A 26067-nucleotide genomic window follows, 5' to 3' on the forward strand; every position below is an offset into this window, starting at 1 on the left:
GCCGGCTCCTCACCCGTGAGCTGGATGTCGAAGTCGACCGGGTAGACACCGAAGTAGTAACGGCCACCGATGTCCCACGAGCGGGTCAGGCTCGAGGACGTGCCCCCCACCTGCGGCCGGTTCTCCACCGTGCGCTTGACGTAGTAGCCGCCCTCGCTGAGCGCGTCCACGAGGAGCGCCACGGTGTCGTGGTCGGGAACCGTGCCGGGGAACTCGGTGGTGTCCTGGTCGCTCTCGCCCTCCGCCCTGTCCGGGACGGTGCGCATCGTCTGGTAGCGCGCCCCCTCCAGGTTCAGGTCGAGGTCGAGCAGGACGCGTGTGGTCGGCGCGGCGTTGCGGTGCCCGTGCGCGTTCCAGGGGTCCGGTCGCGTCGCGGGGCCCCTGGGCGAGGGGCGGTTCGGCGGGGCCGATCGTCGCCGCCTTGCGGCCCTCGGGGCGCTGCCCGCCGCCGGCGTAGTGCACCGCGGCGCCGGTGAGCCCGGACACCGCGCCGGTGAACCGGGCCTCGACCCGTGCGGTGAGCTCCGCGTCGTGCGGGATCGGGCCGGCCATGCGCAGGGCGAGCGGGATCGTCCCGTACGTCCTGCCCGCGGTGAACTCGTCGACCAGCCTCTTGTCCTGCTCCTGCCCGCGGCGGCGGAACCGGACGTCGACGCCCCGCAGGTTCTCCGGCTCGACCCGGACGTTCCTCCACTCGACCACGCGCGTGCCGGCGTCGTCGCGCCCGATCGTCGCGATCTCGGGATGGGAGGGCTGCTCGATCCGCCCCCAGCTCTCGGGAATCTCGACGCGGACGAGGTCGAGCTTCCTGAGCGCCAGACCGGTCTCGTAGCGCTCCTCGCCGCGCGTACGCCAACCGACATCGAGCTCGAGCGTGCGGCGGACCGAGTCCGGGCCGATCGTCGGCGTCACCCACACGTCCACGGCCCGCGCCGCCCTCTCCGGATCGGGGAGGTACGCCACGGTCACCGGCCACGGGCCGGTGGGCAGGGCCGCCGAGGGCAGCCCCTGGGCCGGGTCCGCGCGGGACGGCACGAGGCTCACCACCCGGTCGCCCGTCACGATCTGCCCCGGCGTCAGGTCGAGCCGCAGCGCCCCGGGCCCCTGGAGCACGACATGACCGACCGCGACGACGTCGGCATCGGCGCCGGCGGCCTTCGCCAGGGCCGCGCCCCCGCCGGATCGGGTCCACGACGCGTCGATCCACACCTCGCCCCGGACGGTCGTCTCCGCGGTCTCGTAGCGCTGGTCGGGATGCAACCGGGCGCGCGTCTCGACCGTCTCCGTCATCCGGACCTTCCGCACATGCGGGTCGGCGGCGACGAACGCCGGGAGACGGCGCCGGCAGCGGCCGGTCGTCCGCGCTCGCGTCAGCCGCGCCCCGACGCGCCCCACGGCGACCGCGCCGAGCACCGCCGCGGGGATGAGGAACGACGAGGCGAAGGCGCCGACCGCCAGCACCCCGGTCGACCCGGCCGCGAGCAGCTCCGCGTCCCACCGGCGATCGAGGGGAAGGCACGTCGGGCAGAGATGGCGATCCTCCGCGCGGGCCTGACGGTCGGCGGCCTCCCAGCCCGGCGCAGGTGACGGCGGTGGCGTGGCCCCGAGCGCGGCGAATGCCGTCGTGGTCGCCCCGGCCACCGGCCCGGTCGTGGGCTTCGGGCGGTCCGACCGCGCGGCGCCGCCGGCGTTCCCGCCGCCCGACGAGCCCGGCGACGACGGGCGCTCATCGTCCTGCTCGTCGTCATCGTCGGCGTCGTCGGCGGGCCGGGCGCCCGGCGGCCTCACCGCATCGGGACGCGAGGCCCCGGACGCGTCCGGGCCGGCCGACGCCGCCCACGCGGTACGCCGGATCCGCGCGGCACGACCGAAGGGGAGCCCACCGACGGGGTCGAGGATCGCGTCGTGCGCGCGGCACAGCCGCGCGCGGCATCCGCTGCAGACGGCCTCGACGGGGCCCGCGAGGCAGACATCGCACCGCGCTTCCCCGGACCGGAGCCGAACCTCGGGGTCCGGTGCGGCGGTCATCGTCGCGACCTCAGCGGGCGGAAGCGCTCGCGGAGGGCGCGGTGGAGCTCGTTCATGCGCCGCATGAGCTGGGCGACGTCGCCGGTGGCCCACCCCCAGACGAACAGCGTGAGGTCCCCGCTGTCGAGCCGGCTCGAGTACTGGTGCTCCGTCCCCTGCTGGGAGCGCCGATGGGTCGCTGCTCGGCGGCCTCGAACGATGACCACGACACCGCTGCTCGTCGCGCCTTCACCGCGGACGCCGCGCAGGGCGGACAGGAGCTCGCCCGGACCGGGCGGGTCGTAGTTCTGCTCCGGCTCGACCTCGAACCCGAGCATCTCGAGCACGGACTTGACGTCCCCGACGCGTCGCTGCTCGGGAACGAGCTCGTCGAAGAAGATGCTCTGGAACGGGGAGAACCGTCGGTGCGCGAACGCGTCGTCGAGGACCACCGTGCAGGTCGAGTGGACGACCGTGCGGCAGACGGGTCGCCGGGGTGGGGCGACCGGTGAGCCGGCCGCGTCGAAGAGTTTCACCTGCGTCCCGGACAGCAGGTAGCCGGGCAGTTCGACCTCGACGTGCACCGCGAGCTCGCGACGGTCGAACAGCTCACCCGGTTGCCCGAGCGCCAGGCGCATGCGTGTCGAGCGGAAACGGTGGCGGCGCGCGTCGTTCCCGCGGTCGTCCTCGTGCTCCTCCTCGACGGCCGTCGGGATGTCGCGCCACTCGACCGAGCGCGTCGGGGCGTGGTGCTGGAACGTCACCCGTCGGCGGGAGAACCGCAGCTCCAGGGAGTCCGGGTCCGCCGAAGTGAGATGGGGGAGCTCGACCGATACCCGTCGGACGACCGGCGGCTCCACCGCTCGCCGGCGCGGCGCGTCCACCGTCACGCAGACCTCGACGGCGAGCTCGAGCTCGCCGCGGAAGGTCGCGTGCTCCATCAGCTTGTGGGCCGCGTCCATGTCGACCTGGCGGAGCTCGTCGAGGTCCAGCACCCTGCGCGCCTCGTCGTCGGTCGTGTCCGGGTCGTCGATCCCGATCTCGCAGGAGACGGGGAAGACGTCCAGGTCCGGCTCGTCGGCCGCGCCCCACGGGCGGTAGTCAACGCGGCCCCGGGCCTCGTGCCGGCCGGTGGCGAGGTCCTCGCCGTGCGGGAACGCCGCCGGGTGGGTGGGCAGGGTGAGAGCCACGGTGTCGTGGTTCTCGCCGAGGGGTGCGGCGGCGGCGAGGTCGGTGTCCTCGTGGTCGGTGACGGCCAGCCGCCCCACGACGACCGCGTCCCGGAAGCGCAACAGCCGGCGTGTGGCCGCGGTCGACCGTGCGACGTGGCGCAGCCGCGGACCGTCGTAGGGCACCTGCCACTCGATGCTCCCCCGCGGCTGCTTCTCGCCCCATACGGTCGAGCGGTGCTCGGAGATCTCTTGGTCGAGGTGGTACTCCTCCTCGACGACCACGCGCCGCGGCTCCGCGTCGACGAAGATCTCGCGTGTGGCCACGGGCTCGGGGTCCGTCCGGCCCCTCGCGGCGGCCGGTCGTTTTCGCAGCATGCTGCGCCCCCCGAGGTGATGACCGGATCCCGAGTCCGAAACTCTCTGTCATCGTCGAGAGCTTCTCCGGGTCCGTCAACGCCGCCATCGGGATGAACGGTCGTCTGATGGCGACGAGCGGTACTACGGCATGACGTTCCGTTGCGCTCCGGCGCGCATCAGCTCCTCCTCACCGTCCTGCGCGTCGACCTGGTCGTTCTCGGCCCAGCAGACCGACGCCAGCGACACGAGCTCCAGCCACGCCAGCGCCACGAGGCCGATCGCGACGGGCGCGCGGGCGACCATCCCGGTCCCCGCGCCGACCAGCACCGACGAGATCAGGACGATCTCCCACCGCGCCCAGCCGCCGGCAAGGGTCGCGGTGGCGCCGGCCGCGAGCAGCCCGACCGCCAGGGCGACGCCGAGACCCGGCGGGATGAACGGCGTGGTGTCGACGAGCCCGACCAGCGCCAGGACCACCGCCAGCGCGATCCCGACATAGCGGAACCGCCGGTCGCGCTCGCTCCACCCGACCGTGCGCTCGGCCGGGCCCGTCGTCGCCGCGCGGTAGGCCGTCACGCACCACACCAGGGCGAGCAGGGCGATGACGCCGCCCGCGGCCGGACGGGTCGCGCCGGGGAAGGCGGGCACGGCGACCAGCGGGACGAGCACGGTCGCGACGCCGCCGAGCGTCATCCAGGTCGCGCGCGACAGCGCCCGCTCGCGGAAGAACCCGTACGCGTCCTGCCACGCCTCCCGCTCGGCGGCATCGCCGAGGTCGAACAGCCCCCACCGCGCGTCCTGTTTCGCGCGCAGGTGCCGCAGGAGTCCGGCGACGACGGCCAGCCCGGCCAGCCCGATCACCGCGCTCGTCCAGAAGAACGGCCGGCCCTCCCCCGGCGCGCCGAGGCCGCCCAGCAGGCCCGCCGTCGCGAACACGGCCGCGGCGACGACCATCGCGCGCACCGCGTTGACGGCCAGCGGCGCGAGGACGACGAGCGGGCGCCCGACCGCGAGCGCCGTCCGCGCCGCGCCGCGTCCCCAGCGGCTCGGCACGGCCCGCACGCCGTTCATCAGCGCCTGCCAGCTCAGGTCGGCGGCGCGGGTGGCGAGGCCGGTGAGGTAGACGGGCCGGAGGTTGCGGAAGCGCTCGGCGCCCTCGGTGGCGGGCAGGCCGCCGTCCGGCCCGGCCGCGAGCTCGCGGTCGACGGAGTCGGCGACGGCCCGTCGCAGACGGTCCAGGGCGCGGTCGTGGTCATCCGTGTCGAGCCCGTCGGACTCCGGGGCCGCGACCAGCTCGGCGGTCACCGCGTCCAGCTGCGCGGAGGTCGGCGGCGTGGCAGCCGCGCCGACGAGCACGTCCACCAGCGTCACCGCGGCGTCGCGGCGCCCCCACCACCAGTCGTTACGGCGCCACCGCGCTGCGAGGAAGCCGCTGAAGTTGGCCGCGCTGTTGCCCGCGAGCTTCGTCGAGGCGGTGAGCAGCTCGGCCGCCGATGGTGCCAGGCGCTCGTCGGCGCGCGGCCCGTCGCCGCGCAGCGTCTCCTCGATCCAGTCGCGGCGGGCGGCGGCCACGAGGTGCGGGAACCGCGTCGGGTCGGGGACCGCGGCGTTGCCGCCGACGACGTGGACGTCGACGAGCGCGCTGGTGGCGGGGACGGCGTCGGCGGCGGTGAACGCGGAGACGATCGTCGGGAGGTCGGTGCCCTCCCCGTCCACCGCGAGGACGGCGTAGCCGTGGAGGCGCCCGGCGACGAGGTCCGGGTCGTCGCGCATGTCCGGGGTGAGGTCGGCGAGCTCCTGGCGCCGACGCTCGAGCGACTCCCAGAGGAGGGCCGTCGCGCGCGGGTCGACGGCGTCGCCCGACGCGACGTAGCGCCCGACCTCGACGAGCACGTCCTCCTCGTTCATCACCCCGTTCTGGACGATCGCGGCGGCCGCGGTCGCCCGGTCGCTCGGGGCGCCGCCGAGCGTCGCGACCGCGGCGCGCAGCCGCGTCGTGGCGAGGTCGGCGGCGGGCGTGCCGTCGGGGAACGACCAGTAGCACGCGAGGAACCCGCGCTCCTGACGCTGCCGGAACACGCGGCACAGCAGCCGCACGCGGTAGAGGTGGCGCTTGATCGCGGCGAGGCGGTCGCCGTCCTTCGGGCGGGCGCGGTCCTGCAGGCGCCGGGTCCAGTCGATGAGCAGGGCGGTCGCGTCGGCGAGCGCGACGACGTCGTGGCAGCGGCTCCCCCGCGCCGCCCCGTCCGCGAACGCCGCGGCCACCCGCGTCTCGTCGAGGTCGACGGCGAGCGCCGGCACGGCCAGCGCGTCGTAGGGCGACCGGAGCTGCGCCTGGGCCGGGGCCCGCAGCAGCTCCAGCGCCCAGCGCGCGTCGGCGCGGTCGCGGATGCGGGCGTACTCCTCGGGGCCCGGCACCTCGAGCTGCGCGGCCGACGCCAGCACGGCAAAGCGGCCGTCGATCGCGCCCTCACGCTCGTTGTGGGTGCGGATCGCGTCGAGCTCGTCGGAGAGCTGCTCGCCGCGGCCCCGGATCGTCGTCACCCGCCGCACGACGGCGACCGCGCCGCCGAAGGCGTTCGGCGGGGTCGTCGGCGAGGCCGGGTCGGGGTCGAGGAACAGCAGCGTGCGGTGGGTGGGGCCGCCCGCGGGCATCGCCTGGATGGCCCGCAGCGCGCGGTCCACGGGGATGTTGTCGAGCACGCCGCCGTCGACGACGTGGTACGGCGGCACCTCACTCTCCCCCGCCCCGGCCGGCCGGTGCGCGCCGAACCACCGCGACATCTCCACCGGCGCGAGATCCCCGCTGCCGGTGGCCGTCGTCGCGTACGGCGGGCTCGTGCTGCGGACCCGGGCCGGCTCGAAGGCGTAGGGGAACGACGACGTCGTGCGGCCCGCGTAGGCGAAGGTCTCGAGCGTCCGGTCGGCGGGCTGCGGGTCGCGCAGGGCGGCGAGGTCGGGCAGGTCGGTCATCGGGTTCTCGGTCGCCGGCCCGAGGGCCGGCGCCGGACGCCGGTCGAGGTGGATGTGCCCGCGGCCGTCGCGCGCGTTCGCCTCCTCGCCCGGGCCGGCGTCGAGCACGGTCGCCGACAGATCGACGCTGACGTTCGTCGCGACGAGCTCCGCGGCGTGCTCGCGGTGCGCGAGCGAGCGCAGGGCCCGGTGCAGCTCGGGCGCGAAGTACCCGTCGCCGGCGAGCAGGGACGACACCTCGCGGTCGAGGAACCGGTGCCCGCGCAGGATCCGCCACAGCCCGCCGATGCCGACCCAGACGCGGTCGAGGTGGTCGATCGTCGTCCCGCGGGTGAGCGCGGTGGCGTAGAGGACGGAGTTCAGCCCACCCGCGCTGGCACCGGCGAGGACGTCGACCTCGACGGCGCCGTAGCCGCACAGCTCGAGCAGCTGCTGATAGGCGTGCCCGCGCTGCCGGGAGATCGCGTCCTGCTCCGCGGGCCGTGCGCCGTCGGCGGGGCGAGGCGGCTCCACGCCCCGGCGGCGCAGCACGTCGATCTCCGCGACGGCGCCGCCGATCCACACCGCGAGGCTGACGCCGCCGCGCATCGCGAGGGCGAGACGCAGCGTGCGCCGCTGCTTCTCGGCCCCCGTACCCTCCATGAGAGGAAGGTAGGCCACGGAGCGCTGCTGTGAATCACTTCACAACGGTATTGTTTCCCGCATTCGAGTGAAGGACGAGGCCGTCGAGGTGGGACGCCGACCTCGTTGGGTAGTGGATCGCTCACGGCTCGACTCGTCGAGGTCGGAACACGCGTGTCGCCCGCACAATGTCTCGGACATCACGCACAGCGAACAGGAACGTCGTTCGGAGAACTGTCGCCGGGGCATCCGCGTCGTTCGACGGGCTGATTGCGTGATGTGGGACTTATCCATTCGGCGCACGCGATGACCTGCAGCGACCAGTTGTGCACGGTGCTGTCGTCACGTGTACAGGAATGCACGGAGAACTGCGCCGTTCGGACTCGTGAGACATCGCGTGGCGTCACTAGCATGGACCCCACGAGTCGCGGGCGAGGCAGCCACTTCCGTCGTCCGGCGGCCGCGGGGGCAGGGGGTTCGGGGTGGCCTTCATCAGCGCAGTGCCCGCCGAAGGTGTCGGGCACGGGGTCGTCGCAGCGCAGTGCCCGCCGAAGGTGTCGGGCACGGGGTCGTCGCTCCGCGTGACGGGGGTGACCCCGTGCCCGACATCGTCCTCGGCGAGGACCACACCGCGGTCGCCGACGCCCTCGCCACCGTCCTGGCCGACGACGAAGGGTGCGTCGTCGCCGTCGCGGGCACCGTCGCGGGCGTCCGGCAGGTCGTCGTCGACCGGCAGCCCGATCTGTTGCTGCTCGACCGGTGGTTCCCCGACGGCGACGGGTTCGCACTGTTGACCGAGCTGGCCGAGGCGGCGCCGGACACGCGGATCCTCGTGATCACCGCCGATGCCGATCCCGGTCTCGCGCATGTGGCGCTCGCGCTCGGGGCGCACGGGTTCGTGCACACGACCCGTGGCGCCTCCGCCCTGCTCGGCGCCATCGGCCGGGCGCTCGCCGGGGAGAAGGTCGTCGAGCTGCCGCCGCGCTGGACCAGCGTGCCGCAACCGCGCGGTCGTCCGGCCCCGACCATCCACCTGACCACCCGCGAGCAGCAGTGCCTCACCCTGCTGGTCCAGGACGTCGGCACGGCGCAGATGGCCGAGGCGCTCGCGGTGAGTGTCACGACGGTCCGCACCCACGTGCAGGCGGTGATGACGAAGCTCGGGGTGCACACGCGGCGGGAGGCCGTGGCCTACGCGGCCCGCCACGGCCTGGTGCCGGACACCGGTGCCGCGCACGACCCTCTCGACCCGACGACGGAGCGGTATGCCTGAGGCCACGGGCCGGCCGTGTCGTCCAGGCCGACCTGCGGCGGAAGGATGATGAGGACGCCGACGCCGGCGCGAGCCGACCACGGCCCGACGACCGCCCCGCGGCGTCCGTACGTGGTGGCGTCCCTGCCGCCCGACGCGCTCGCCGGGGCGACGCGGCTGGTCACCGAGCACACCGACGTCGTGGACAGCGTCACGCCGTGCCTCTACCGGATCGGGCCACACGACGACACCGTCGAGCTCCTGGCCGGGGCGCCGGCGGCCGCCGCAGCGGTGGCCACGCTGCGCGCCGCATCGTGCTCCGTCCTGCCCGGGATCACCGACCGGTTCGGCGACGACCGGTCCGACGTCGTCCCGCGGATGCTGCGCGACCCCCTCCGGACCGCCCGTCACGTCACCGCCGTCGTCGACCTCGTGCGACGCCACGGCTACGCCGGGGTCGAGATCGAGTTCGTCACGGTCCGTCCCGAGGACCGGGACGCCTTCAGCGCCTACGCCGCGGACCTCGCCCAGGCCCTCCACGACACCGGCGCGCGGCTGGCCGTCACCGTCGGCGCCAAGACCCACGACCGCGACGGCGACGAGCACGACGCCGCCCACGACTACGGCGCGCTCGGAGCCGTCGTCGACGAGCTGCGGCTGCGCACCCTCGACTGCCACTGGGCGACCACTCCGCCCGGGCCGGTCGCGCCGGTCGACTGGATCCGTGCCGTCCTGACCTACGCGACCGCCCTCGTCCCGGCCGACAAGATCGTCATGGGTGTCGCGACCACGGGCTACCGGTGGACGGGCGACAGCGGGGCCCCGATCGGCCACCGCGACGCCCTCGCGCTCGCCGACCGTCTCGCGGGGGGCGAGGTGCGCTGGGACCCGCTGAGCGCCGCGCCGTGGTTCGGGCGCCGCGAACCCGGCGGCACGGCGCACGAGGTGTGGTTCGAAGATGCCCGCAGCCTGGCCGCCAAACGGTACGTGGCGGCCGAGGCCGGGGTGCACGGGTTGCTGCTGTGGCTCACCGCGCCACCCGATCCGCGGGTCTGGGGTGAGCTGGCCGGTTCGTGAGTCAGGGGGCCGGCTCGGCGATCAGCTCGGTCAGGTGCCGGTCGATGTGCGGCCTGTCGTCGGGGTTCACGGCGAAGAGCCCGAGGTGCCCGAGGACCTCGTTGACCACCCGCAGCTCCGAGCCCTCGATCTGGGCCTGCTCCGCGGCGCGACGCCGCAGAAGCGTCGAACCCGGGGCGGTGTGCGCGTCGATCCGGGTCAGCCGCAGGATCTCACTCGACGTCGCACAGCCACGGTCGTGAACCAGCGCTGGGGCTCTGCCGACATCCGTCACTCTGGGGGAACGCATGAAGGATCCGCTCGCCGGCCGGGAGCCCGGCCGGGCCCTGCCGCGCGACGCCCGCGTCTTCGTCGCGGGCTCGTCGGGGCTCGTCGGTTCCGCGGTGGTGCGCCACCTGCGGGGCGCCGGCTTCACCGACGTCGTCGGGGTGCGCTCGGCGTAGGTCGACCTGCGCGATCTCGGGGCCACCGTCGGGTTCCTGGAGGACACGCGCCCGGCCGTGGTCGTCGACGCCGCCGCGCGGGTCGGCGGGATCGCGGCCAACGCGGCCGAGCCCGTCGAGTTCCTGCACGACAACCTGCGCATCCAGGCCAACCTGCTCGACGCGTCCCACCGCGTCGGGGTCACCCGGCTGCTGCTGCTCGGCTCGTCGTGCATCTACCCGAAGTTCGCCGAGCAGCCGATCCGCGAGGACTCGCTGCTCACCGGCGCGCTCGAGCCCACCAACGACGCCTACGCGATCGCGAAGATCGCCGGGATCCTGGGCGTGCAGTCCTACCGCCGCGAGTACGGGCGGTCGTGGATCTCGGCGATGCCGACGAACCTCTACGGGCCGGGCGACAACTTCGACCTCGAGAAATCCCACGTGCTGCCGGCGCTGATGCGCAAGTTCCACGAGGCGCGTGTCTCCGGTGCGCCGACGGTGACGGTGTGGGGCACCGGGACGCCGCGCCGCGAGTTCCTCCACGTCGACGACCTCGCCTCGGCGTGCCTGCACCTGCTGGAGACCTACGACGACCCGGCGCCGATCAACATCGGCGTCGGCGAGGACGTCCCGATCGCCGAGCTCGCCGCGCTCGTCGCCCACACGGTCGGGCGACCTGGGGTGGAAAGCCCAGACCACGCCCGAACAACTCGCCCACCTCATGACCGACGCCGACCTGGCCGCCCTTCGGTCGTGAGCTGTCGCGACGCGGTCGGCGCGCCGGCGCGAGGTCCGAACCGGTGACCCTCAACCCCCCGTCCGGCCGGTAACGCAGGAGCCGCCCCGGTGCGACAGTGCGCGTAGAGGTACTCAGACGTTCAACGAGCCCGGGGGTTGCCTGCGATGAGCATTCTCTTGACGGCGGTGGCCGGCGCGACGGCGGGCGCCGCGGCGTGGCTGGCGGCCCCCTTCGTGAGCATGGCCGCGCACGGCACCGTCGACCAGCGGCAGTGGACCACCCGGCACTGAGCGCTTCCGGCAACCGGTCGTCACTCGAACGAGGGAACGTTCTGGTGGGTTGCCGTGATCGGAGTAACGATCCGTGCTCGATCCACGAGAACGGATCATCCGCCGGCGCCGACGCCGGCTCGCAGCTCCGGGGGGTTCACATGGCCAAGCACGCGGCTCCGCAGACCGCCGGCTCGATCGGCGTCACCGCCGGCACCGGGATCATCCGCCCGGTCGCGCTGAGCGCCGAGGCCTACCTCGGGCGGCTCCGCGCCGCGGCCACGACGATCGTGCCGGTCGCCGCGGGACGGCACTCCCGCGCCTGATCACGCCGGGAGGATCGTCCCCGCGGGCTCGATCCCCTGGTGCAGCGGCCCCTCGTCGTTGACGGCGAGCAGCACCGGCACCGAGCCGCTCGTGTCGATCCGGCACACCGCGGCGTCGACGAGGAACATCCGCCAGGCGATGTCGATCCCGACACCGAGCGCCCAGCTGATCGCCGCCTTGATCGGCGAGACGTGGCTGACCACGACCACCTCGCCGGTCGCCGCGTCGGCCGCCAGGTCCGTGCAGGCCGCCGCGACGCGCGCCCGGACCGCGGCGAGCGACTCCCCGCCGGCGGGCACGTGCTCCGGGTCCGACCGCCACGCGCGCCAGGCGTCGCCGTCCAGCGCCGTCATCGGCTGGCCGTCGAGCTCGCCGTAGTCCATCTCCGTCCACCGCGCGTCGACCTCGACGTCGACGTCCGCCCCGAAGAGCGACGCGGTCTCGCGCGCGCGGGCGAGCGGGCTGGAGACGAGCCGGGTGGGCCGCGGCAGACCGGCGGCGAGCGCGCCGGCCTGCCGGCGCCCCGTCTCGGTGAGCGGCGGGTCGGACCGACCGCACATCACCCCGCGGGCGTTGGCCTCACTCTGACCGTGGCGGACGAGGGTGAGCACGTACGCCACGGTAACGGCGCCAGCGAGACCCACCCGCGCGCATTCGGGCGACCCACGGCGTCCACGAGCAGGACGAGGGCGCCCGGCAAGCACGAGATCAGGGCCAGCACGCCGTAGACGACCGAGGTCGCGAGGCCCTGCCCCGGGTCGAGCCCCACGGCGGCGAACGCCACCGCGGCCGCGGCCTCCCGCGGGCCCCAGCCACCGACGGTCAGCGGCACCGACATCGCGAGCAGCGACACCGTGACCAGCGGCAACAGCTGCCCCAGCGGCGCCTCGACGCCGGCGACGCGGGCCGCGAGGACGAACAGCGCGAGCAGCCCGCCGAGCGCGATGAGCGAGAACAGCAGCACGGCGGGCGCGGTGCGCAGCCGCCCGAGACCCTCGCGCACGTCGCCGAGCGCGGCGACCACGGCGGTCCGCACGCGCGCCGCGCGGCGGGCTGTGGCGATCCACACGCCGGCGGCCACGAGCGCCAGGGCGACACCGCCGGCGACGAACCCGAGGCCCGGGCCGACCAGCGAGTGCAGCAGCGCCGGGCGGGCGAACAGCACCGCGAGGCCGACCGCGACCACGACGACCTGCCCGGCCACCCGCTCGATCACCACGGCGCGGGCGCCGCGGGCGTCGCCGGGGCGGTGGTGGCGCACGGCGCGGTGGACGTCGCCGAGGACGCCGGCGGGCAGCAGCGAGTTCAGCAGCGTCGCGCGGTAGGCGTCGGCCGTCGCGGCGCGCAGCGGGAGCGGGAGCCCGACACCGGCGGCGACGACGCACCAGCGGGCGGCGCCGGCGATGGTCGTGACGGCGCCGAGGGCGAGCGCCGCGGCGACGGTCAGCGGGGTGATGCCGCACAGGGCGTCGAGGACCCCGCCCGCGCCGAGGCGCGCGACGAGCAGGGCCGGCAGGCCCAGACCGACGACGAGACGGACCACACCGCCGAGGGTGACGCGTCGGCGGGCGTCGTGGGAGGGCTTTGCGGAAGAGACCGGGTCGTTCTCGGGGCTGGTCCGGGGCCCGGGGACGGCGGGTGCGGTGGTCGGGGGCACGGGGAGCTCGGTCGCGGGGAGCGGCAAGGGAGATCCAGACGGGGAGCGGGGAGCGTGCGGGGAGCGTGCTCGGGGAGGTCTGCGGGGTCAGGGGGTCAGGGGGTCAGGGCATCGCGAGGAGGTCGAGGTGGCCGACGGTGACGCGCAGCCGGCCTTCCTCGGCGGCCTCCAGGCGGCGGGCGAGGTAGGCGTCGGCGTGCCGCGCGAGGTCGGGGTCCTGCGCGGCGGCCGCCGCCACCCAGCCGTGGAGCCAGGCGACGACGAGGTCGACGTCGTCGAGCCCGAGGTGCCAGGGGCTCGACCGGGAGCGGACGTGGGCGCCGTGGCGGGCGAAGGCGTCCTCCGCGGCCGTCGCGGCGTCCGGGCCGAGCAGGCGGCGCCCGCCGACCACCCGCTGCTGGTGGGCGTCGAACGCGGCCGCGACGGGGAGATCGCGGGGCTCGGCCGGCTCGATCCGGACCTGCCCGACCACCGTGAGCGTCAGCAGCGCGGCGCAGCCGGCTCCGACGCACGCGGCGGCGAGCCCGTCGACCTCCTCGGCGGTGAGGACGTCGAGCAGCGCGGAGGCGGTCACGAGGTCGTGGCCGGCGAGGTCCTCGGCGCGCAGCGTGGTGATGTCGACCCGGCGGACCTCGCCGGTGACCGGGGAGCCGTCGCGGGCCGCCGTCGGGAGCCGGTCGTGGGCCTCGGCGAGCAGCGCGGGGTCGCGGTCGGTGAGCACCCAGTGCTGGGGGCCCGGCATCCGCGGCGCCAGCCAGCGCGCCATCGAGCCCGTGCCGGCACCCAGGTCGAGGATGCGGCCCGGGGCGGGGTGCCCGGCCCGGAGGTCCTCGACGAGGTCGATCGCCCGGGCCTCGGCGTCGGCCTTCTCGCGCAGGGCGAGCCAGTCACTCGCCGCCGGGGCCCCGGGGAGGGCGTGCTCCGGCGTGCGGGGGCGGGGTGCGGTGGGCTCGCTGCTCAGCCCGGGGTCGGCGGGGTGTGCAGGTCCGCCAGCACCTGCTGCACCCGTCGCGACGTCTGCGTCCACGCGGCAAGCGTGCATCGTGTGGATCTCGCTGAGAGACGCTGCCCAAAACGGTGCAGGGGTTCGTCGAACCAGCGGCGCAGTGTTACGACGAGCGCGGGAACGTTCTCAGCGGGGACTAAGGTCCCGCCCGCACCGAGGGTCTCCGGAAGACCACCGACCGCACTCGCCACGACGGGGATGCCCCGCGCGCGGGCCTCGGCCACCACCATGCCGTACGTCTCCACCCGCGAGGGCGCGACGAGCAGGTCGGCGTGTCGCCAGGTCTCGTCGAGGTCGACGCCCGCGCGGGGGCCGGGGATACGGAGGCGATCGCCGAGATCGTGGCGGGCGATCGTCGCGCGCAGGTCGGCGACGAAGTCCGGGGCGCGGCCGACGGGGCCGACGAGGTCGCAGGTCCAGGGGTGGTCGCGCAGCTCGGCGAGGGCGGCGACGAGGAGGTCCTGGCCCTTGGTCGGCGTCACGGCGCCGAGGCAGAGCAGCCGGTGCGCGCCGTCGGTGCCGGGAGCGAGCGGGGCGGGGTCGACGCCGGGGGTGGCGACGGCGACGTCGGCGAGGCCGTGGCGCTCCCGCAGGCGGCGGGCGGCCCAGGGGCTGGTGGCGACCACGGCGCCGGCGGCGCGCAGGACGTCCCCCTCCCCGGCGTCGAGGTCGGGCGACTCCTCCCCCAGCGGCAGGTGCACGAGCACGGCGAGGGGGCGCCGGGCGGCGTGGGGGATGACGACGTCCGGCACCCCGCACGCCACGAGCCCGTCGAGGAGCACGGGCCCGTCGCCGTCGGGCAGGACGTCGTCCAGGGCCCGTCGTGCCGTGGCGCCGGGCCGCGGCCACGTCCCCTCGACCTGGGCATCGTGGACCGCCCGGCCGTCCTCCCGCAGCCCGGCGATCACCCGCGCGTCGTAGACGTCGCCGCCGCTGACCAGCGCCGGGTCGGCGACCGGCCTCACGAACGTCAGCGCGCGCACCACCCCAGGATGCCTACGGTGCTGGCGTGAGCCTGCCGCCCCTCACCACCGAGGACCACGTCTGCGAGCCCTGCGGGATGCGCTTCGCGGACCTGTCGATCGAGGGGGCTGCCGAGCTGGTCGCGGCGACGCCGGCGCGGACCCGGGAGGCCGTCGAGGCGCTCGACCCGGCGCGGTGGCACGGGCGCCCGGCGCCGGACGTGTGGTCGGTCGCGGAGTACGTCTGCCACCTGCGCGACGTCGCGATGACCTTCACGATCCGGCTGCACCGCGTCCGCACCGAGGACCGCCCGGCGCTCGAGCCGATGTTCAACGACCTGCGGGCGCGCCGTTTCCGCTACGACGACCACGACGTCGCCGAGGTCCTCGACGAGCTGGACACCGTCACGCCGGGGCTGCTGCGCGAGGTCGCGCGCTACGGCGACGCCGACTGGGACCGCGTGTGCACCCGTCTCCCGCACGAGCAGCGCACCGCCCGCTGGCTCCTGCGCCAGGCCGCCCACGAGGGCGTGCACCACGTCGCGGACATCGCCCCCATGTGAGCAGTTGGCGCCCCTCCCGGGGCGCCAACTGCTCACGTATCGAGGCGGGTCCGGTCGACCTCGAAGTGCACCGTCGACCAGGGGTCGGGGCGGGCGTCGTGCACCTCGACGACCTCGTCGAGGCTGCGCCAGAACGCGAGCGCGCCGGGCACCGAGGCGTTGGTGTGCAGGCAGATGGGGTCGTAGCCCTCGACCACCGCCTGCTCGATCGCGGCGAGGGCCAGCGCCCGCCCGAACCCACCACGCCGGTGCTCCGGGTCCACCCACACGCGGCAGACCTGGCCGGTGACACCCGCGGCGTACCGCGCCGCCAGCCAGTCGGGCAGGTTCTCGGGGGCCGCCCCGCCCGCCTGGACCGAGGCCGTCCCGGCGAGCTCCCCCGCGGCGTCGACGGCCACGAGCAGGGCCCAGCCGGGGCGGTCGAGGTAGGTCGCGGCGAGGTCGTCGACGTCCGCGTGCAGCGCCGGGTCGTAGCCCCCGAGCTCGCGCTCGAGCATCCCGCGCATGTGCCGCTCGATGGCCGGGAGCTGATCGGGACGGGCGAGCGTGACGGTGCACGCAGGGACGGCAACGGCCATGGCCGCAGTGTTGCACAATACTGGCGGTAGGCGATCAATCGATCATGATCGCCCGGTCGGCGGGCGAGCGTCCCGCCCGTCCGTGGGTAGCGTCGCCGGACGTGACCGCGTCGGGGCCGCCACGTCTGCTCGTGGCGTCCCGGGTCGTGCCGGGCCCGCACGAGCCCGCGCTGGCCCCGGGCGCGGTGGTGGTCGATGCCGACGTGATCACCGCGGTCGGCCCGCCGGAGGTCCTCGCTCACCGGTACCCGCATGCCGAGCGCGTCGACCTCCTCGGCGCCACCCTCGTGCCCGGCCTGGTGAACGCGCACGTCCACCTGGCCTTCGAGCCCGAGCGCGACCCCGTCGCCCCGCCCGCCGACCGGCCCACCGCCGACCTCGCCGCGGCCGTCGCCCGCAACGCGCGCCGCCTGCTCGACGAGGGCGTCACCACGGCCCGCGACCTCGGCGACCGGGACGGGGTCGTGGCGGCGTGGCGGACGTCGGGGGCGCTCGGCCCGCGGGTGCTGACCGCCGGCGCGCCGATCACCACCCCGGGCGGGCACTGCTGGTTCCTGGGCGGGGAGGTGTACGGCCCGGGCGACCTGCGGCAGGCGGTGGCCGAGCGCGCCGCCGCGGGCGTCGACTGGATCAAGGTCATGGCCGGCGGCGGGATGCTCACCCCGACCTCGCCGCGGCCGTGGGAGACCCAGTTCTCCGACGACGCCCTCGCCGTGGTGGTCGACGCCGCCCGGGAGGCGGGGCTGCCCGTCGCCGCCCACGCCCACGGCACCGCGACGATGGCGGCCTGCGCCCGCGCCGGCGTCGACACCATCGAGCACGGCGGCTGGCTCAGCGGCCCCGGTGCCTCGCCCGGCGCGGCGCCCGCCACCGATCCCCGGCCGGAGGTGGCGGACGCGATCGCCGCCGCCGGCGCGGTGCTGGTGCCGACGCGGGCGCGAGGCTGGCGGAGCTGGCCGCCCGAGGGCGACCTCGACGGGCTGCTCGCCCGGCTGGCGTGGAACGCCTCCCGCGGCATCCGGATGGTCGTCGGCACCGACGCGGGCGCCGGACCGGGAGTCTTCGACGACGTCGTCGACACCCTGACGCTCTACCGCGCGGCGGGGTGGTCGGACGCCGCGGTGCTGGCGATGGCGACCACCGAGGCGGCGGCGGTGCTCGGGCTCGGCGACCGCGTGGGGCGCCTGGCGCCCGGCTACGCGGCCGACCTGCTCGCCGTCGACGGCGACCCCACCCGCGACGTCGAGGCCCTGCGCCGCCTGCGCCTCGTCGTCGCCGCCGGCCGCGACCACGTCCCTACGTGAGCGAACTTCGGGGCTATGGCCCCGACGTTCGCTCACATAGGGCTCAGCCGGGGGGACCGGGCGGCGGGGTGAGGCGGCCGGACGAGGTCGTCACGGTGACGGTCTGACCCTCGACGCCCCCGCCCAGTGGGTTCTCGCCGATCACCGTGCCCGCGGGCGCGCGGCTGTCGACCGAGTTCGTGGCCACGACGAACCCCGCCTGCTGCAGCTCCTGGCTCGCCTGGGCGCCCGGATCGCCGATCACCGCGGGGATGTCGGTCAGCCGCCCGCCGGTGACGAACCGCTGGTCGGGCGTGGGCAGGGGCTGGACGGGGCTCGCCCCGAGGATCGGCGTCATCGCCCGGTACCAGGTCTGCGCCGGGGTCGTGCCGCCGAACAGGTTGCCCGTCCCGCACGTCGTCGGCGGGCTGCCGGTGCAGATCGGGCGCGGTGACGACGAGTCGTCGAAGGTGATCGCCGCCGCAGACAGGGCCGGCGTCGTGGCGACGAACGCGCCCGACTCCGAGGTCTGCGTGGTGCCGGTCTTGGCGGCGGTCGGGCGGTTCCAGCCGGCGGTGGTCGCGGCGGCGGCCGAGGTGCCGCCGGGCTGGTCGTCCTTGGACAGGCCGGTCATCTCGGTGTCGGCGAGCGGGCCCGGCACCGCCTGCTCGCACACGGCCTCGTTCACCGGCACCGGAGCCCCGGCCGCGTCGGTCACCGAGGAGACGGGGCTGGGCGGGCACCAGACGCCGTGGCTCGCGAGCGTCGCCCCGACGTTGGCGAGCTCCAGCGAGCTCGTCGGCGCGACGCCGAGCGTGAACGACGCCTGGTTCTGCGCCTTCACCGTGTCGGCGATCGACGGCTGGCCCGGGCCGGGTGACTCGGCCAGCGAGCGCATCCCCAGCCGCACCGCCATGTCGACGACGGGCGCGATGCCGGTCGTCTCCTCGAGCTTGACGAACGCCGTGTTCGGCGACTGCGCGAGCGCGTCCTGCAGCGAGAGCTGCGGCGGGTAGTCGCCGTCGTTCGACACCACGAAGCCCGGCGTCAGCGGCGAGGCGTAGCCGTTGGCGGGCACCGGGATGATGTTCGAGATGCCGCCGCCCTGCGCAAGGTACGCGGACGACGTGAAGATCTTGTAGACCGACCCGGCGCCGAGGTTCTCCGGCGTGCCGGGCAGGTCGTAGGTGGTCTGGAGCTGCGAGGCGTCGAGCCCGTAGCCCCGGTTGGCGGCCATCGCCGTGACGTGGTGGGAGCTCGCTCCCGGCGACACGATCGACAGGACGTCCGCGACGTGCGGCTGGGTGGGGGGCACCTCGCCGTCGACCGCGGCCTTCGCCTGGTCCATCGCGGCGCGGTTCATCGTGGTGTGCACCGTGTAGCCGCCGCGGCGCAGCTCGTCGGTGGAGATCCCGCTGCGGGCGAGGTAGTCGAGCACGTAGGAGCAGAAGAACCCGGCGTCGCCGGCGCCGATGCAGCCCTCGGTGAGCCCGTGCAGGGCCGGGTCGACGCCGAGCGGCGCGGCGGTGGCCTGCGCGGCCTGGGCCGGGGTGATGTCGCCCTGCTCGGCCATCTGCTGGATCACGACGTTGCGCCGGCCCGTCGCGGCGGCGGGGTGGCGCACCGGGTCGTACTGCGCGGGGCTCTGCACCATCCCGGCCAACATCGCCGCCTGCGGGACGGTCAGCTTGTCGGCGGTGGTGTCGAAGTACGTGCGGGCCGCGGCCTGGACACCGAACGCCTGGTTCCCGAACGAGACGACGTTGAGGTACCAGGTGAGGATCTGGTCCTTCGAGACGCTGTGGTCGAGCTGCTCGGCGACCTCGGCCTCGCGGAACTTCCGCCCGAGGTTCGGGGCGGTCGCGCGCAGCTGCTCCGCCGGCGTCTGCGCGGCGACGTACTCGTCGTAGTTCTTGACGTACTGCTCGGTGAGGGTCGACGCGCCCTGGGTCGACCCGCCGCTCGAGTTGTTCACCAGCGCCCGCAGCACCCCGCGCGCGTCGAGCCCGGACTCGCCGAAGAACCGCCGGTCCTCGATCGCGACGATGGCCGCCTTCATGGCGAGCGAGATCTGGTTCGACGCCACGGACTGGCGGTTCTGGTCGTAGAGGTACGCGATCGGCGCGCCGGCGTCGTCGGTGATCGTCGTGACCGACGGCATGTCGCCGGTCAGCACCCCGGGCTGTGTCGTCTCCACCCCGCCCACGGCCGACGCGGCGAGCTGCCCGGCGCCCCCGACGAGGGGATAGACCAGACCGGCGACCAGCAGGCCGCCGATCACCGCGATCGCGAGCATGCGCGCCCCGAGCGTCACCGATCTCCGCACGGACGCCGATGATGCGCCTGTCCGGATCGGTCCGCCGTGAGCGGGTGACCTGCAAAAACGCGCAGATCGGACGTCATGGGCGCAGTCCGTCGCAAATCCCCTGCGAGATCCTCGTGACAGCAACCCCGGCGCCTCCCGCGTCCCCGCCGGGCAGCGCCCGCCCAGCGCCCGCCCCCCGTCCCGGCGACGGCGGGGTTGCGTGCGACCGTGCCGGGGAACGCGTTTGCACACCGCGTCGACCCCGACCGACGAGGAGGCACGCCATGGTGGGACGTCACCGTCGCTCCCCTGACACCCGGACGTTCCGTCGCACCACGCTCGCCCCGCTCGGCATGGCCTCCGTGGCCGTGCTGAGCGCCGCGCCGTTCGCGAACGCCGCACCCGCCCCGCAGCAGGCCCAGCCCGCCCAGCCGTCAGCGCATCAGGCCCAGCCCGGCGGTGTCCTCAGCCCCGACGATCCGCCGTGCTCGGACCGCGCCGACATCTGCGTCGACCTCAGCGAGCACCACGCCTGGCTCATGAACGACGGCGAGGCCACGGGCGACCCGATGTCGATCACGTCGGGCACCCCGGACGACCCCACGCCGACGGGCGACTTCACGGTGAACCGCAAGGAGCGCCACCACGTCAGCAAGGAGAGCGGCCGGGACGTCCCGATGCCCTACTCGCTCTTCTTCGACCAGGAGGGCCGGGCGTTCCACACGGGTGACACGGCCCGGAACTCCAACGGCTGCATCCACCTCGACCAGGACGACGCCCGCACGGTGTTCAACGCCCTGCAGGAGGGCAGCCGGGTCGAGATCCGGCGTTAGGCGAGCGTCAGCTCGTAGGACGCCGACGCCACGTGCGACTCGTGCAGCGTCACCGTGATGCCGGCGAGCCCGCCTGCGTGCGGGCCGAGCCGTCCGTCGCGGACCCGCTCGGCCAGGCGGCGCGCGATCACCTGGGCGAGGAACTCCGTCGTGGTGTTCACGCCGGCGAACTCGGGGTGCTCGTCGAGGTTCGTGTAGGTCAGGTCGGCCAGGGCGTCGTGGAGCTGCTCGGTGGCGAGCCCGATGTCGACGACGATGTTGTCGGCGTCGAGCTCGCCACGCCGGAACGTCGCGTCGACGACGAACGTGGCGCCGTGCAGCGCCCGCGCCGGTCCGAAGACCTCGCCACGGAAGCTGTGGGCGATCATGATGTGGTCGCGGACGGTGACGGCGAACATGCCCGCCACTGTGCCCTACGGGCATGTGAGCAGTTCAGAGTGCCCGAGCACGCCGAAGTGCTCACGGGCGCGGAGCGCACGCCGCCGCCACGAGGTCGAGCAGGCGGCCGAGGCGGACGCGGTCCGTCGAGCCCTGGGTCGCCACGAAGATGCCGACGAGCATCGTGACCACGTCGTCGGCGTCGACGTCGCCGCGCAGGTCGCCCGTGCGCGCCCCCGCCGCCAGCAACCGGCCGACCGCGCCGTCGATCGCCTCGCGCGTCTGCGGGGCCGCAACCGTCCCGTCGGCGACCATCGCCCGGAAGGTGTCGGCCATCCCGCGCTTGGTGGTGACGAACTCGGCGTAGCGGTCCATCCAGGCGCGCAGCGCCTCCGCCGGCGCGAGCGTCGCGAGCAGGTCGTCGACGCTCTCGCCGACCGCCGTCAGCTCGGCGCGGTAGACGGCCTCGACCAGCGCCTCGCGGGTCGGGAAGTGGCGGTAGAGCGTGCCGATCCCGACGCCCGCGTCGCGCGCGATCTTCTCCAGCGTCGGGTCGTCACCGGCGGCGAACCCCGCGGCGGCGGCGTGCAGCAGGTTGTCGCGGTTGCGGCGGGCGTCGGCGCGCAGCCGCGGCTCCTCGGCCATCGAAACGGAGGCACCTCCGTTTCCGTGCTAGCGTCGACTCCGTGAGCGGAGGGTCCTCCGCTTTCGACGACCAGTGTGCCACCGCCGAACGGGAGCCGTCATGACCACCACCGACACACGCCCGCACCCCGGTGGGTTCGCGACCCTCGCCGGCCGGTCCGTCGCCCGCGTCGGCTTCGGCGCCATGCAGCTGCGCTGGGCCGACGCCGACGACGAGCCGGTCGCCGTGCTGCGCCGCGCCGTCGAGCTCGGCGTCGACCACCTCGACACCGCCGAGTTCTACGGCGACGGCACCGTCAACCGCCGGATCCGCGCCGCCCTCGCGCCCTACCCCGAGCACCTGGTGCTGGTCACCAAGGTCGGGGCGACGGCGAACCCGGGCGGCGAGATCGAGCTGCGCCTCGCCCAGCGGCCCGAGGAGCTGCGCGCCGAGGTCGAGGCGAACCTGACGACGCTCGGGGTCGACCGCCTCGACGTCGTCAACCTCCGCCGCGCCGACATGCCGCCCGGCCTCATCGCCGAGGGCGACCAGGTCGTGGACCTCGACGACCAGCTCGCCGTGCTCATGGGGATGCGCGACGAGGGCACGATCGGCGCGATCGGGCTGTCGAACGTCTCGGCCGACCAGCTGCGCCGGGCGCTGCCGGCCGGGATCGTCTGCGTGCAGAACGCCTACTCGCTCGTCGACCGCACCACCGAGCCGGTGCTCGACCTCTGCCGCGAGCACGGGATCGCCCGGGTGCCCTACTTCCCGCTGGGCTCGAGCTGGCCGGGGACGCCGAAGGTCACCGACCTGCCCGCGGTGATCTCCGTGGCCGAGCGGCTCGGGGCGACACCCTCGCAGGTCGGGCTCGCCTGGCTGCTGGCGCATGCCCCGGAGACGCTGCTCATCCCCGGCACGCGCAGCGTCGCCCACCTCGAGGAGAACGTCGCCGCGGGCGGTCTCCTGCTCGACGCGGAGGCGATGGCGGAGCTGTCCTAGCCTCCGCCGCAGCACCCGCCGCCGCAGCAGCCCCCGCCCGCAGCCGGGGCCATGGCGGGGCGTGCGGGCGGCGACGCGGTCCGCGCCATGCCGCCGAGCCCGACCGTCGTCAGCAGCTTGACGGTGTCGTCATGACCGGCCGGGCAGTCGGCGGGGTCGCCCGAGGCCTGCATCGGCCGCTCGACCTCGAACGTCGAGGCGCAGGTCCGGCAGCGGAACTCGTAGCGCGGCATGGTCCGCAGCCTAGGCCGGTGCACGGCGTGCACGTGAGCACTTCGGACCGCTTTAGCGATCGAACTGCTCACGTGCGCGGAGCGCACCTCAGTAGTCCACGCGTACCCCGAGGCCCGGGCGCTCGCCGGACGCGAGGGCGGGCAGCACGGCCGGGAGGTCGGCGAAGGCGCAGCTGTCGCTGATCAGGGCGTCGAAGCGCGGGTCGGCGAGCAGGCGCAGGGCCAGGCGCAGGCGGTCGGTCGTGCTCCACCGGGCGCGGCGGGCCGGGGCGACGCGGCCGACCTGGGTGGCGCGCAGGGTCAGGCGCCGGGAGTGGAAGGCCTCGCCGAGCGGCACGCGCGGCGCCCGGTCGCCGAACCACGACATCTCGACGACCTCGCCCTCGTCGCCGAGCAGCTCCAGCGACCGGGCGAGCCCGGCCTCGGTCGTCGAGGCGTGCAGCACGAGGTCGCACTCGCCGGTCGCCGCGTCGGGGGTGGCGAACCCGACGCCGAGCGCCTCGGCCACCGCGGCGCGCGACGGGTCGACGTCGACCAGCTCCACGCGCACACCCGGCATCGTCGCGAGCACCGCGGCCACCGAGGCGCCGACCATCCCCGCGCCGACGACCGCGATCCGGTCGCCGACGCGCGGCGCGGCGTCCCAGAGGGCGTTGACCGCGGTCTCGACCGTGCCGGCCAGCACCGCGCGCGCCGCCGGGACGTCGACCGGGACGTCGACGGCCATGGACGACGGGACCACGAACCGGTCCTGGTGCGGGTGCAGGCTGAACACCGTCCGCCCGGCTCCGGGGCCGGACTCGACCTCCCCGACCGCGAGGTACCCGTAGATCACGGGACCGGGGAAGTCGCCGACCTGGAACGGCGCGCGCATGAGGTCGTACTGGCTCGGCGGGACCTCGCCCCGGAACACCAACGTCTCGGTGCCCCGGCTCACCAGGGAGTGCGACGTGCGCACGACGACGTCGTCGGGACCCGGCTCCGGGAGCGGGACGTCGACGATTCCTGCCCGACCGGGTGATTCGACCCGGAACGCCTGGGCCGTCTCGGTCACGGACCCACCCTCCTCACTCGGCGACGATCAGCGGGCGGCCATGCTGGCAGGTGTGCGACGCCCCGCCCCGATCCTGACCGCCGAGCTCGCCGGCGGCGCGGTGGCGAGCGCGGGGCTGCTCGGCGTGCTCGTCGAGGGCGCCGGGCTCGGGCCGTTCGGTCTGGTGGTGGGCGCCGCGGCCGCCGCGACGCTGGTCGTGGTCCTCCTCGGGGCGGGGGTCGACGCGCTGGGTCCCGCGGGGCGCGTGACGCTGCTGCGCGCCGTGCTCGTCGTCGGGGTCACCGCACTGGTCGCCGACCCCGTCTCGACCCCCGCGCTGGTGGCGCTGGCGGCGGTCGCGCTCGCGCTCGACGGGGTCGACGGCGCGGTCGCCCGGCGCCGGAACGTCGCCTCGGCGTTCGGGGCGCGCTTCGACATGGAGCTCGACGCGTTCCTGCTCCTGGTGCTGTCGCTGCACGTCGCGGGGCAGCTCGGGTCGTGGGTGCTGCTCATCGGGCTCGCGCGCTACCTCTTCGTCGCCGCGGGCGTCGTGCTGCCGTGGCTGCAGGGCGAGCTGACGCCGCTGCGCTCGGGCAAGGTCGTCGCCGCGGCGCAGGGTGTCGTCCTCGTGGTCGCGGCGTCGCAGCTGCTGCCGGTCGTGGTCGCGACCGTGCTCGTGGCGGCGGCCCTCGCCGCGCTGGCCTGGTCGTTCGGCCGCGACGTCGTCCGGTTGTGGCGCACGGCCGACACGCACCCCGTGCGCATCCGGCGCGGGCTGGCCGGCGTGCTCACGCTGCTCGCGGGCGCGCTGGTGCTCCTGGGCCTGCTCATGCCCGGCGACATCGCGCGCCTCGTGCCGCCGTCGGCGCTGCGCGTGCCGTTCGAGGTGCTGGTCGCGCTCGTGGTCGCGGCGCTGGTGCCCGTGTGGCCCCGGCGGGTGCTCGCGTGGGCGGCCGGGCTCGTGCTCGGCACCCTGCTGGTGCTGACGCTGTTCGACCTCGGCTTCTCGGTCGCCATCGCGCGCCCGTTCGACCCCGCGCGCGACGCGGCCCTGCTCGGCAACGCCTACGACTTCGTCGCCGAGACCTCCGGCCCGGCGGTCGGGACCGTCGTGGCGGTGGTCGTCGCCCTGCTCGGGGTCGGGCTCGTCGTGGGGACGGGCGCCGCGGTGGCCCGCCTCGCGCGCGTCGCCGCCGCCCACCGGTCCGGGGCGCTTCGACTGGCCGCCGTGCTGGCCGTCGCGTGGTTCGTGGCGTGGACGCTGTCGGTGCAGCTGGTGCCGGGCGTTCCCGTCGCCTCCCGCGACACCTCGATCCGGGCCGTCGACCGCGCCGTCGAGATCGACGCCGGCGTGCGCGACCAGCAGGCCTTCGAGCGGGAGGCGTCCGTCGACGCCTACCGCGGCGTCCCGCCGGACCGGCTGCTCACCGCGCTGCGCGGCCGCGACGTGGTCATCGCCGTCGTCGAGAGCTACGGCGTGGCCGCGCTCGACGACCCCGGCCTGTCCGGACCCGTCCGCTCCGCGATGGCGCAGGGCCAGCAACGGCTCGACGCCGCGGGCTACGGCGCGCGCACCGGCCTGCTGACCTCGCCCGTCGCCGGCGGCGGCAGCTGGCTCGCGCACGCGACGATGTTCTCCGGGCTGTGGATCGACGGCGAGCAGCGGCACACCGACCTCGTCTCCTCGGACCGCCTCACGCTGACCCGCGCGTTCCAGGAGGGCGGCTGGCGCACCGTCACCGTCCAGCCCGGGACGACGGGGCCCTGGCCGGAGGCGGCGTTCTTCGGCCTCGACCGCTCCTACACCCACGACGACCTGGGCTACCGCGGCCCGCGGTTCAGCTGGTCGCCGATGCCCGACCAGTACGCGCTGTCGGCGTTCGACCGCCTCGAGCCCCGCGGCCCCGGCACCCCGCCGACCATGGCCGAGCTCGTCCTGACCTCGAGCCACGGACCGTGGGCCCCGCTGCCCCGGACCGTCCCGTGGGACCAGGTCGGCGACGGCAGCGTGTTCGGCCCCGAGGAGCCGCAGCACTCGTTCCAGTCGATCTTCACGACGCCCGCGCCACAGGTCCGCGACGACTACCGCCGCAGCATCGAGTACACGCTCTCGACGCTCTACGACTGGGTCGGGCGCCAGGCGGCCGAGGACCCGGCCCGCGCGCCCGTGCTCGTCGTCTTCGGCGACCACCAGGCCTCGCCCGCGGTCACCGGGCCGACGACCGACCGCAACATCCCGGTCTCGGTGGTCAGCCGCGACCCCGCCGTGCTCGACCGGATCGCCTCGTGGGGCTGGTCGCCGGGGCTCGTCCCGGCGCCGAACGCGCCCGTGTGGCCGATGAGCGCCTTCCGCGACCGGTTCCTCGACGCCTACGGGCCGCAGCCGTAAC

Annotated in this window: 24 protein-coding genes; 11 read left to right on the plus strand and 13 right to left on the minus strand. The window is 75.2% G+C overall.

The annotated features are described in order from the left end of the window. Positions 1-9: 9 nt before the first annotated feature. The 3 genes from QSK03_RS23110 to QSK03_RS23120 form a co-directional block, all read right to left on the minus strand. A complete protein-coding gene (locus QSK03_RS23110) occupies positions 10-2028 on the minus strand; it encodes a hypothetical protein (RefSeq protein WP_285657181.1) in 2019 nt (672 codons plus the stop codon). Continuing rightward, positions 2025-3503, minus strand: a complete 1479-nt coding sequence (locus tag QSK03_RS23115) for a hypothetical protein (protein WP_285657182.1) — start codon at positions 3501-3503, stop codon at positions 2025-2027. The genes QSK03_RS23110 and QSK03_RS23115 overlap by 4 nt, the downstream gene beginning before the upstream one ends. Before the next feature lie 174 nt (positions 3504-3677). Then, positions 3678-7151 (minus strand): patatin-like protein, encoded by a 3474-nt coding sequence (locus tag QSK03_RS23120; RefSeq protein ID WP_285657183.1) that lies wholly within the window; start codon positions 7149-7151, stop codon positions 3678-3680. Positions 7152-7728: 577 nt separating this feature from the next. Here QSK03_RS23120 and QSK03_RS23125 point away from each other — a divergent pair. The 6 genes from QSK03_RS23125 (at position 7729) to QSK03_RS23150 (ending at position 11218) form a co-directional block, all read left to right on the plus strand. Next, positions 7729-8403 carry a response regulator transcription factor gene (locus QSK03_RS23125; protein ID WP_285657184.1) on the plus strand — a complete coding sequence of 225 codons (675 nt, stop codon included), beginning with the start codon at positions 7729-7731 and terminating at the stop codon, positions 8401-8403. A gap of 48 nt (positions 8404-8451) precedes the next feature. Then, entirely contained in the window at positions 8452-9459 is a 1008-nt protein-coding gene (locus QSK03_RS23130) for a glycosyl hydrolase family 18 protein (RefSeq protein WP_285657185.1), read from the plus strand. A gap of 287 nt (positions 9460-9746) precedes the next feature. Continuing rightward, positions 9747-9902: a hypothetical protein gene (locus QSK03_RS23135; RefSeq protein WP_285657187.1), complete on the plus strand. Its 156-nt coding sequence runs from the start codon at positions 9747-9749 to the stop codon at positions 9900-9902. 6 nt (positions 9903-9908) lie between these two features. Beyond that, positions 9909-10688 (plus strand): NAD-dependent epimerase/dehydratase family protein, encoded by a 780-nt coding sequence (locus QSK03_RS23140; RefSeq protein WP_285657370.1) that lies wholly within the window; start codon positions 9909-9911, stop codon positions 10686-10688. A gap of 99 nt (positions 10689-10787) precedes the next feature. Next, positions 10788-10913, plus strand: a complete 126-nt coding sequence (locus QSK03_RS23145) for a hypothetical protein (RefSeq protein WP_285657189.1) — start codon at positions 10788-10790, stop codon at positions 10911-10913. Between the two features lie 140 nt (positions 10914-11053). After that, complete coding sequence (locus QSK03_RS23150; RefSeq protein ID WP_285657191.1) at positions 11054-11218, plus strand: hypothetical protein; 165 nt, start codon at positions 11054-11056, stop codon at positions 11216-11218. Here QSK03_RS23150 and QSK03_RS23155 read toward each other — a convergent pair whose 3' ends face one another. The 4 genes from QSK03_RS23155 to QSK03_RS23170 form a co-directional block, all read right to left on the minus strand. Further along, a complete protein-coding gene (locus QSK03_RS23155) occupies positions 11219-11830 on the minus strand; it encodes a histidine phosphatase family protein (protein ID WP_285657192.1) in 612 nt (203 codons plus the stop codon). It abuts the gene before it with no gap. Further along, complete coding sequence (locus QSK03_RS23160) at positions 11779-12762, minus strand: lysylphosphatidylglycerol synthase transmembrane domain-containing protein (RefSeq protein WP_285657193.1); 984 nt, start codon at positions 12760-12762, stop codon at positions 11779-11781. The genes QSK03_RS23155 and QSK03_RS23160 overlap by 52 nt, the downstream gene beginning before the upstream one ends. A gap of 217 nt (positions 12763-12979) precedes the next feature. Beyond that, positions 12980-13903, minus strand: coding sequence for a class I SAM-dependent methyltransferase (locus tag QSK03_RS23165; RefSeq protein ID WP_285657195.1), 924 nt, complete (start codon positions 13901-13903; stop codon positions 12980-12982). After that, the gene (locus tag QSK03_RS23170; RefSeq protein ID WP_352232028.1) at positions 13834-14865 is read right to left on the minus strand and encodes a glycosyltransferase family 4 protein; all 1032 of its coding nucleotides are present in this window, start codon (positions 14863-14865) and stop codon (positions 13834-13836) included. Before QSK03_RS23170 ends, QSK03_RS23165 begins: the two co-directional genes overlap by 70 nt. Positions 14866-14891: 26 nt before the next feature. On the opposite strand from QSK03_RS23170, the gene QSK03_RS23175 reads away from it, so the two are divergent. Next, positions 14892-15407: a DinB family protein gene (locus QSK03_RS23175; RefSeq protein ID WP_285657197.1), complete on the plus strand. Its 516-nt coding sequence runs from the start codon at positions 14892-14894 to the stop codon at positions 15405-15407. A gap of 32 nt (positions 15408-15439) precedes the next feature. On the opposite strand, the gene QSK03_RS23180 is transcribed toward QSK03_RS23175, so the two are convergent. Continuing rightward, on the minus strand, positions 15440-15985 hold the full coding sequence (locus tag QSK03_RS23180; protein ID WP_285657199.1) for a GNAT family N-acetyltransferase: 546 nt from the start codon (positions 15983-15985) through the stop codon (positions 15440-15442). A gap of 101 nt (positions 15986-16086) precedes the next feature. On the opposite strand from QSK03_RS23180, the gene QSK03_RS23185 reads away from it, so the two are divergent. Next, positions 16087-17289 (plus strand): amidohydrolase family protein, encoded by a 1203-nt coding sequence (locus QSK03_RS23185; RefSeq protein ID WP_285657200.1) that lies wholly within the window; start codon positions 16087-16089, stop codon positions 17287-17289. A 43-nt stretch (positions 17290-17332) separates the two neighbouring features. On the opposite strand, the gene QSK03_RS23190 is transcribed toward QSK03_RS23185, so the two are convergent. Beyond that, positions 17333-19594 carry a transglycosylase domain-containing protein gene (locus tag QSK03_RS23190; protein WP_285657201.1) on the minus strand — a complete coding sequence of 754 codons (2262 nt, stop codon included), beginning with the start codon at positions 19592-19594 and terminating at the stop codon, positions 17333-17335. 263 nt (positions 19595-19857) lie between these two features. On the opposite strand from QSK03_RS23190, the gene QSK03_RS23195 reads away from it, so the two are divergent. After that, complete coding sequence (locus QSK03_RS23195) at positions 19858-20406, plus strand: L,D-transpeptidase (RefSeq protein WP_285657202.1); 549 nt, start codon at positions 19858-19860, stop codon at positions 20404-20406. Here QSK03_RS23195 and QSK03_RS23200 read toward each other — a convergent pair. Beyond that, entirely contained in the window at positions 20403-20804 is a 402-nt protein-coding gene (locus QSK03_RS23200) for a 6-pyruvoyl trahydropterin synthase family protein (RefSeq protein WP_285657204.1), read from the minus strand. The two genes, QSK03_RS23195 and QSK03_RS23200, sit on opposite strands and share 4 nt — an antisense overlap. Positions 20805-20865: 61 nt before the next feature. Next, positions 20866-21429 carry a TetR/AcrR family transcriptional regulator gene (locus tag QSK03_RS23205; protein WP_285657206.1) on the minus strand — a complete coding sequence of 188 codons (564 nt, stop codon included), beginning with the start codon at positions 21427-21429 and terminating at the stop codon, positions 20866-20868. A gap of 100 nt (positions 21430-21529) precedes the next feature. On the opposite strand from QSK03_RS23205, the gene QSK03_RS23210 reads away from it, so the two are divergent. Further along, a complete protein-coding gene (locus QSK03_RS23210) occupies positions 21530-22411 on the plus strand; it encodes an aldo/keto reductase (RefSeq protein ID WP_285657207.1) in 882 nt (293 codons plus the stop codon). Here the strand turns inward: QSK03_RS23210 and QSK03_RS23215 are convergent. Together QSK03_RS23215 and QSK03_RS23220 are read right to left on the minus strand one after the other, a co-directional pair. Then, on the minus strand, positions 22408-22644 hold the full coding sequence (locus QSK03_RS23215; protein ID WP_285657208.1) for an FmdB family zinc ribbon protein: 237 nt from the start codon (positions 22642-22644) through the stop codon (positions 22408-22410). The two genes, QSK03_RS23210 and QSK03_RS23215, sit on opposite strands and share 4 nt — an antisense overlap. A gap of 88 nt (positions 22645-22732) precedes the next feature. Next, the gene (locus tag QSK03_RS23220; RefSeq protein WP_502872209.1) at positions 22733-23698 is read right to left on the minus strand and encodes a zinc-dependent alcohol dehydrogenase; all 966 of its coding nucleotides are present in this window, start codon (positions 23696-23698) and stop codon (positions 22733-22735) included. A 52-nt stretch (positions 23699-23750) separates the two neighbouring features. Here QSK03_RS23220 and QSK03_RS23225 point away from each other — a divergent pair, with 52 nt between their 5' ends. Next, positions 23751-26066, plus strand: coding sequence for a CDP-alcohol phosphatidyltransferase family protein (locus QSK03_RS23225; protein ID WP_285657209.1), 2316 nt, complete (start codon positions 23751-23753; stop codon positions 26064-26066). Position 26067 lies beyond the last annotated feature (1 nt).

Origin of the sequence: Actinomycetospora sp. NBRC 106375 (genome assembly GCF_030269665.1) — a bacterium.
Classification (GTDB): domain Bacteria; phylum Actinomycetota; class Actinomycetes; order Mycobacteriales; family Pseudonocardiaceae; genus Actinomycetospora.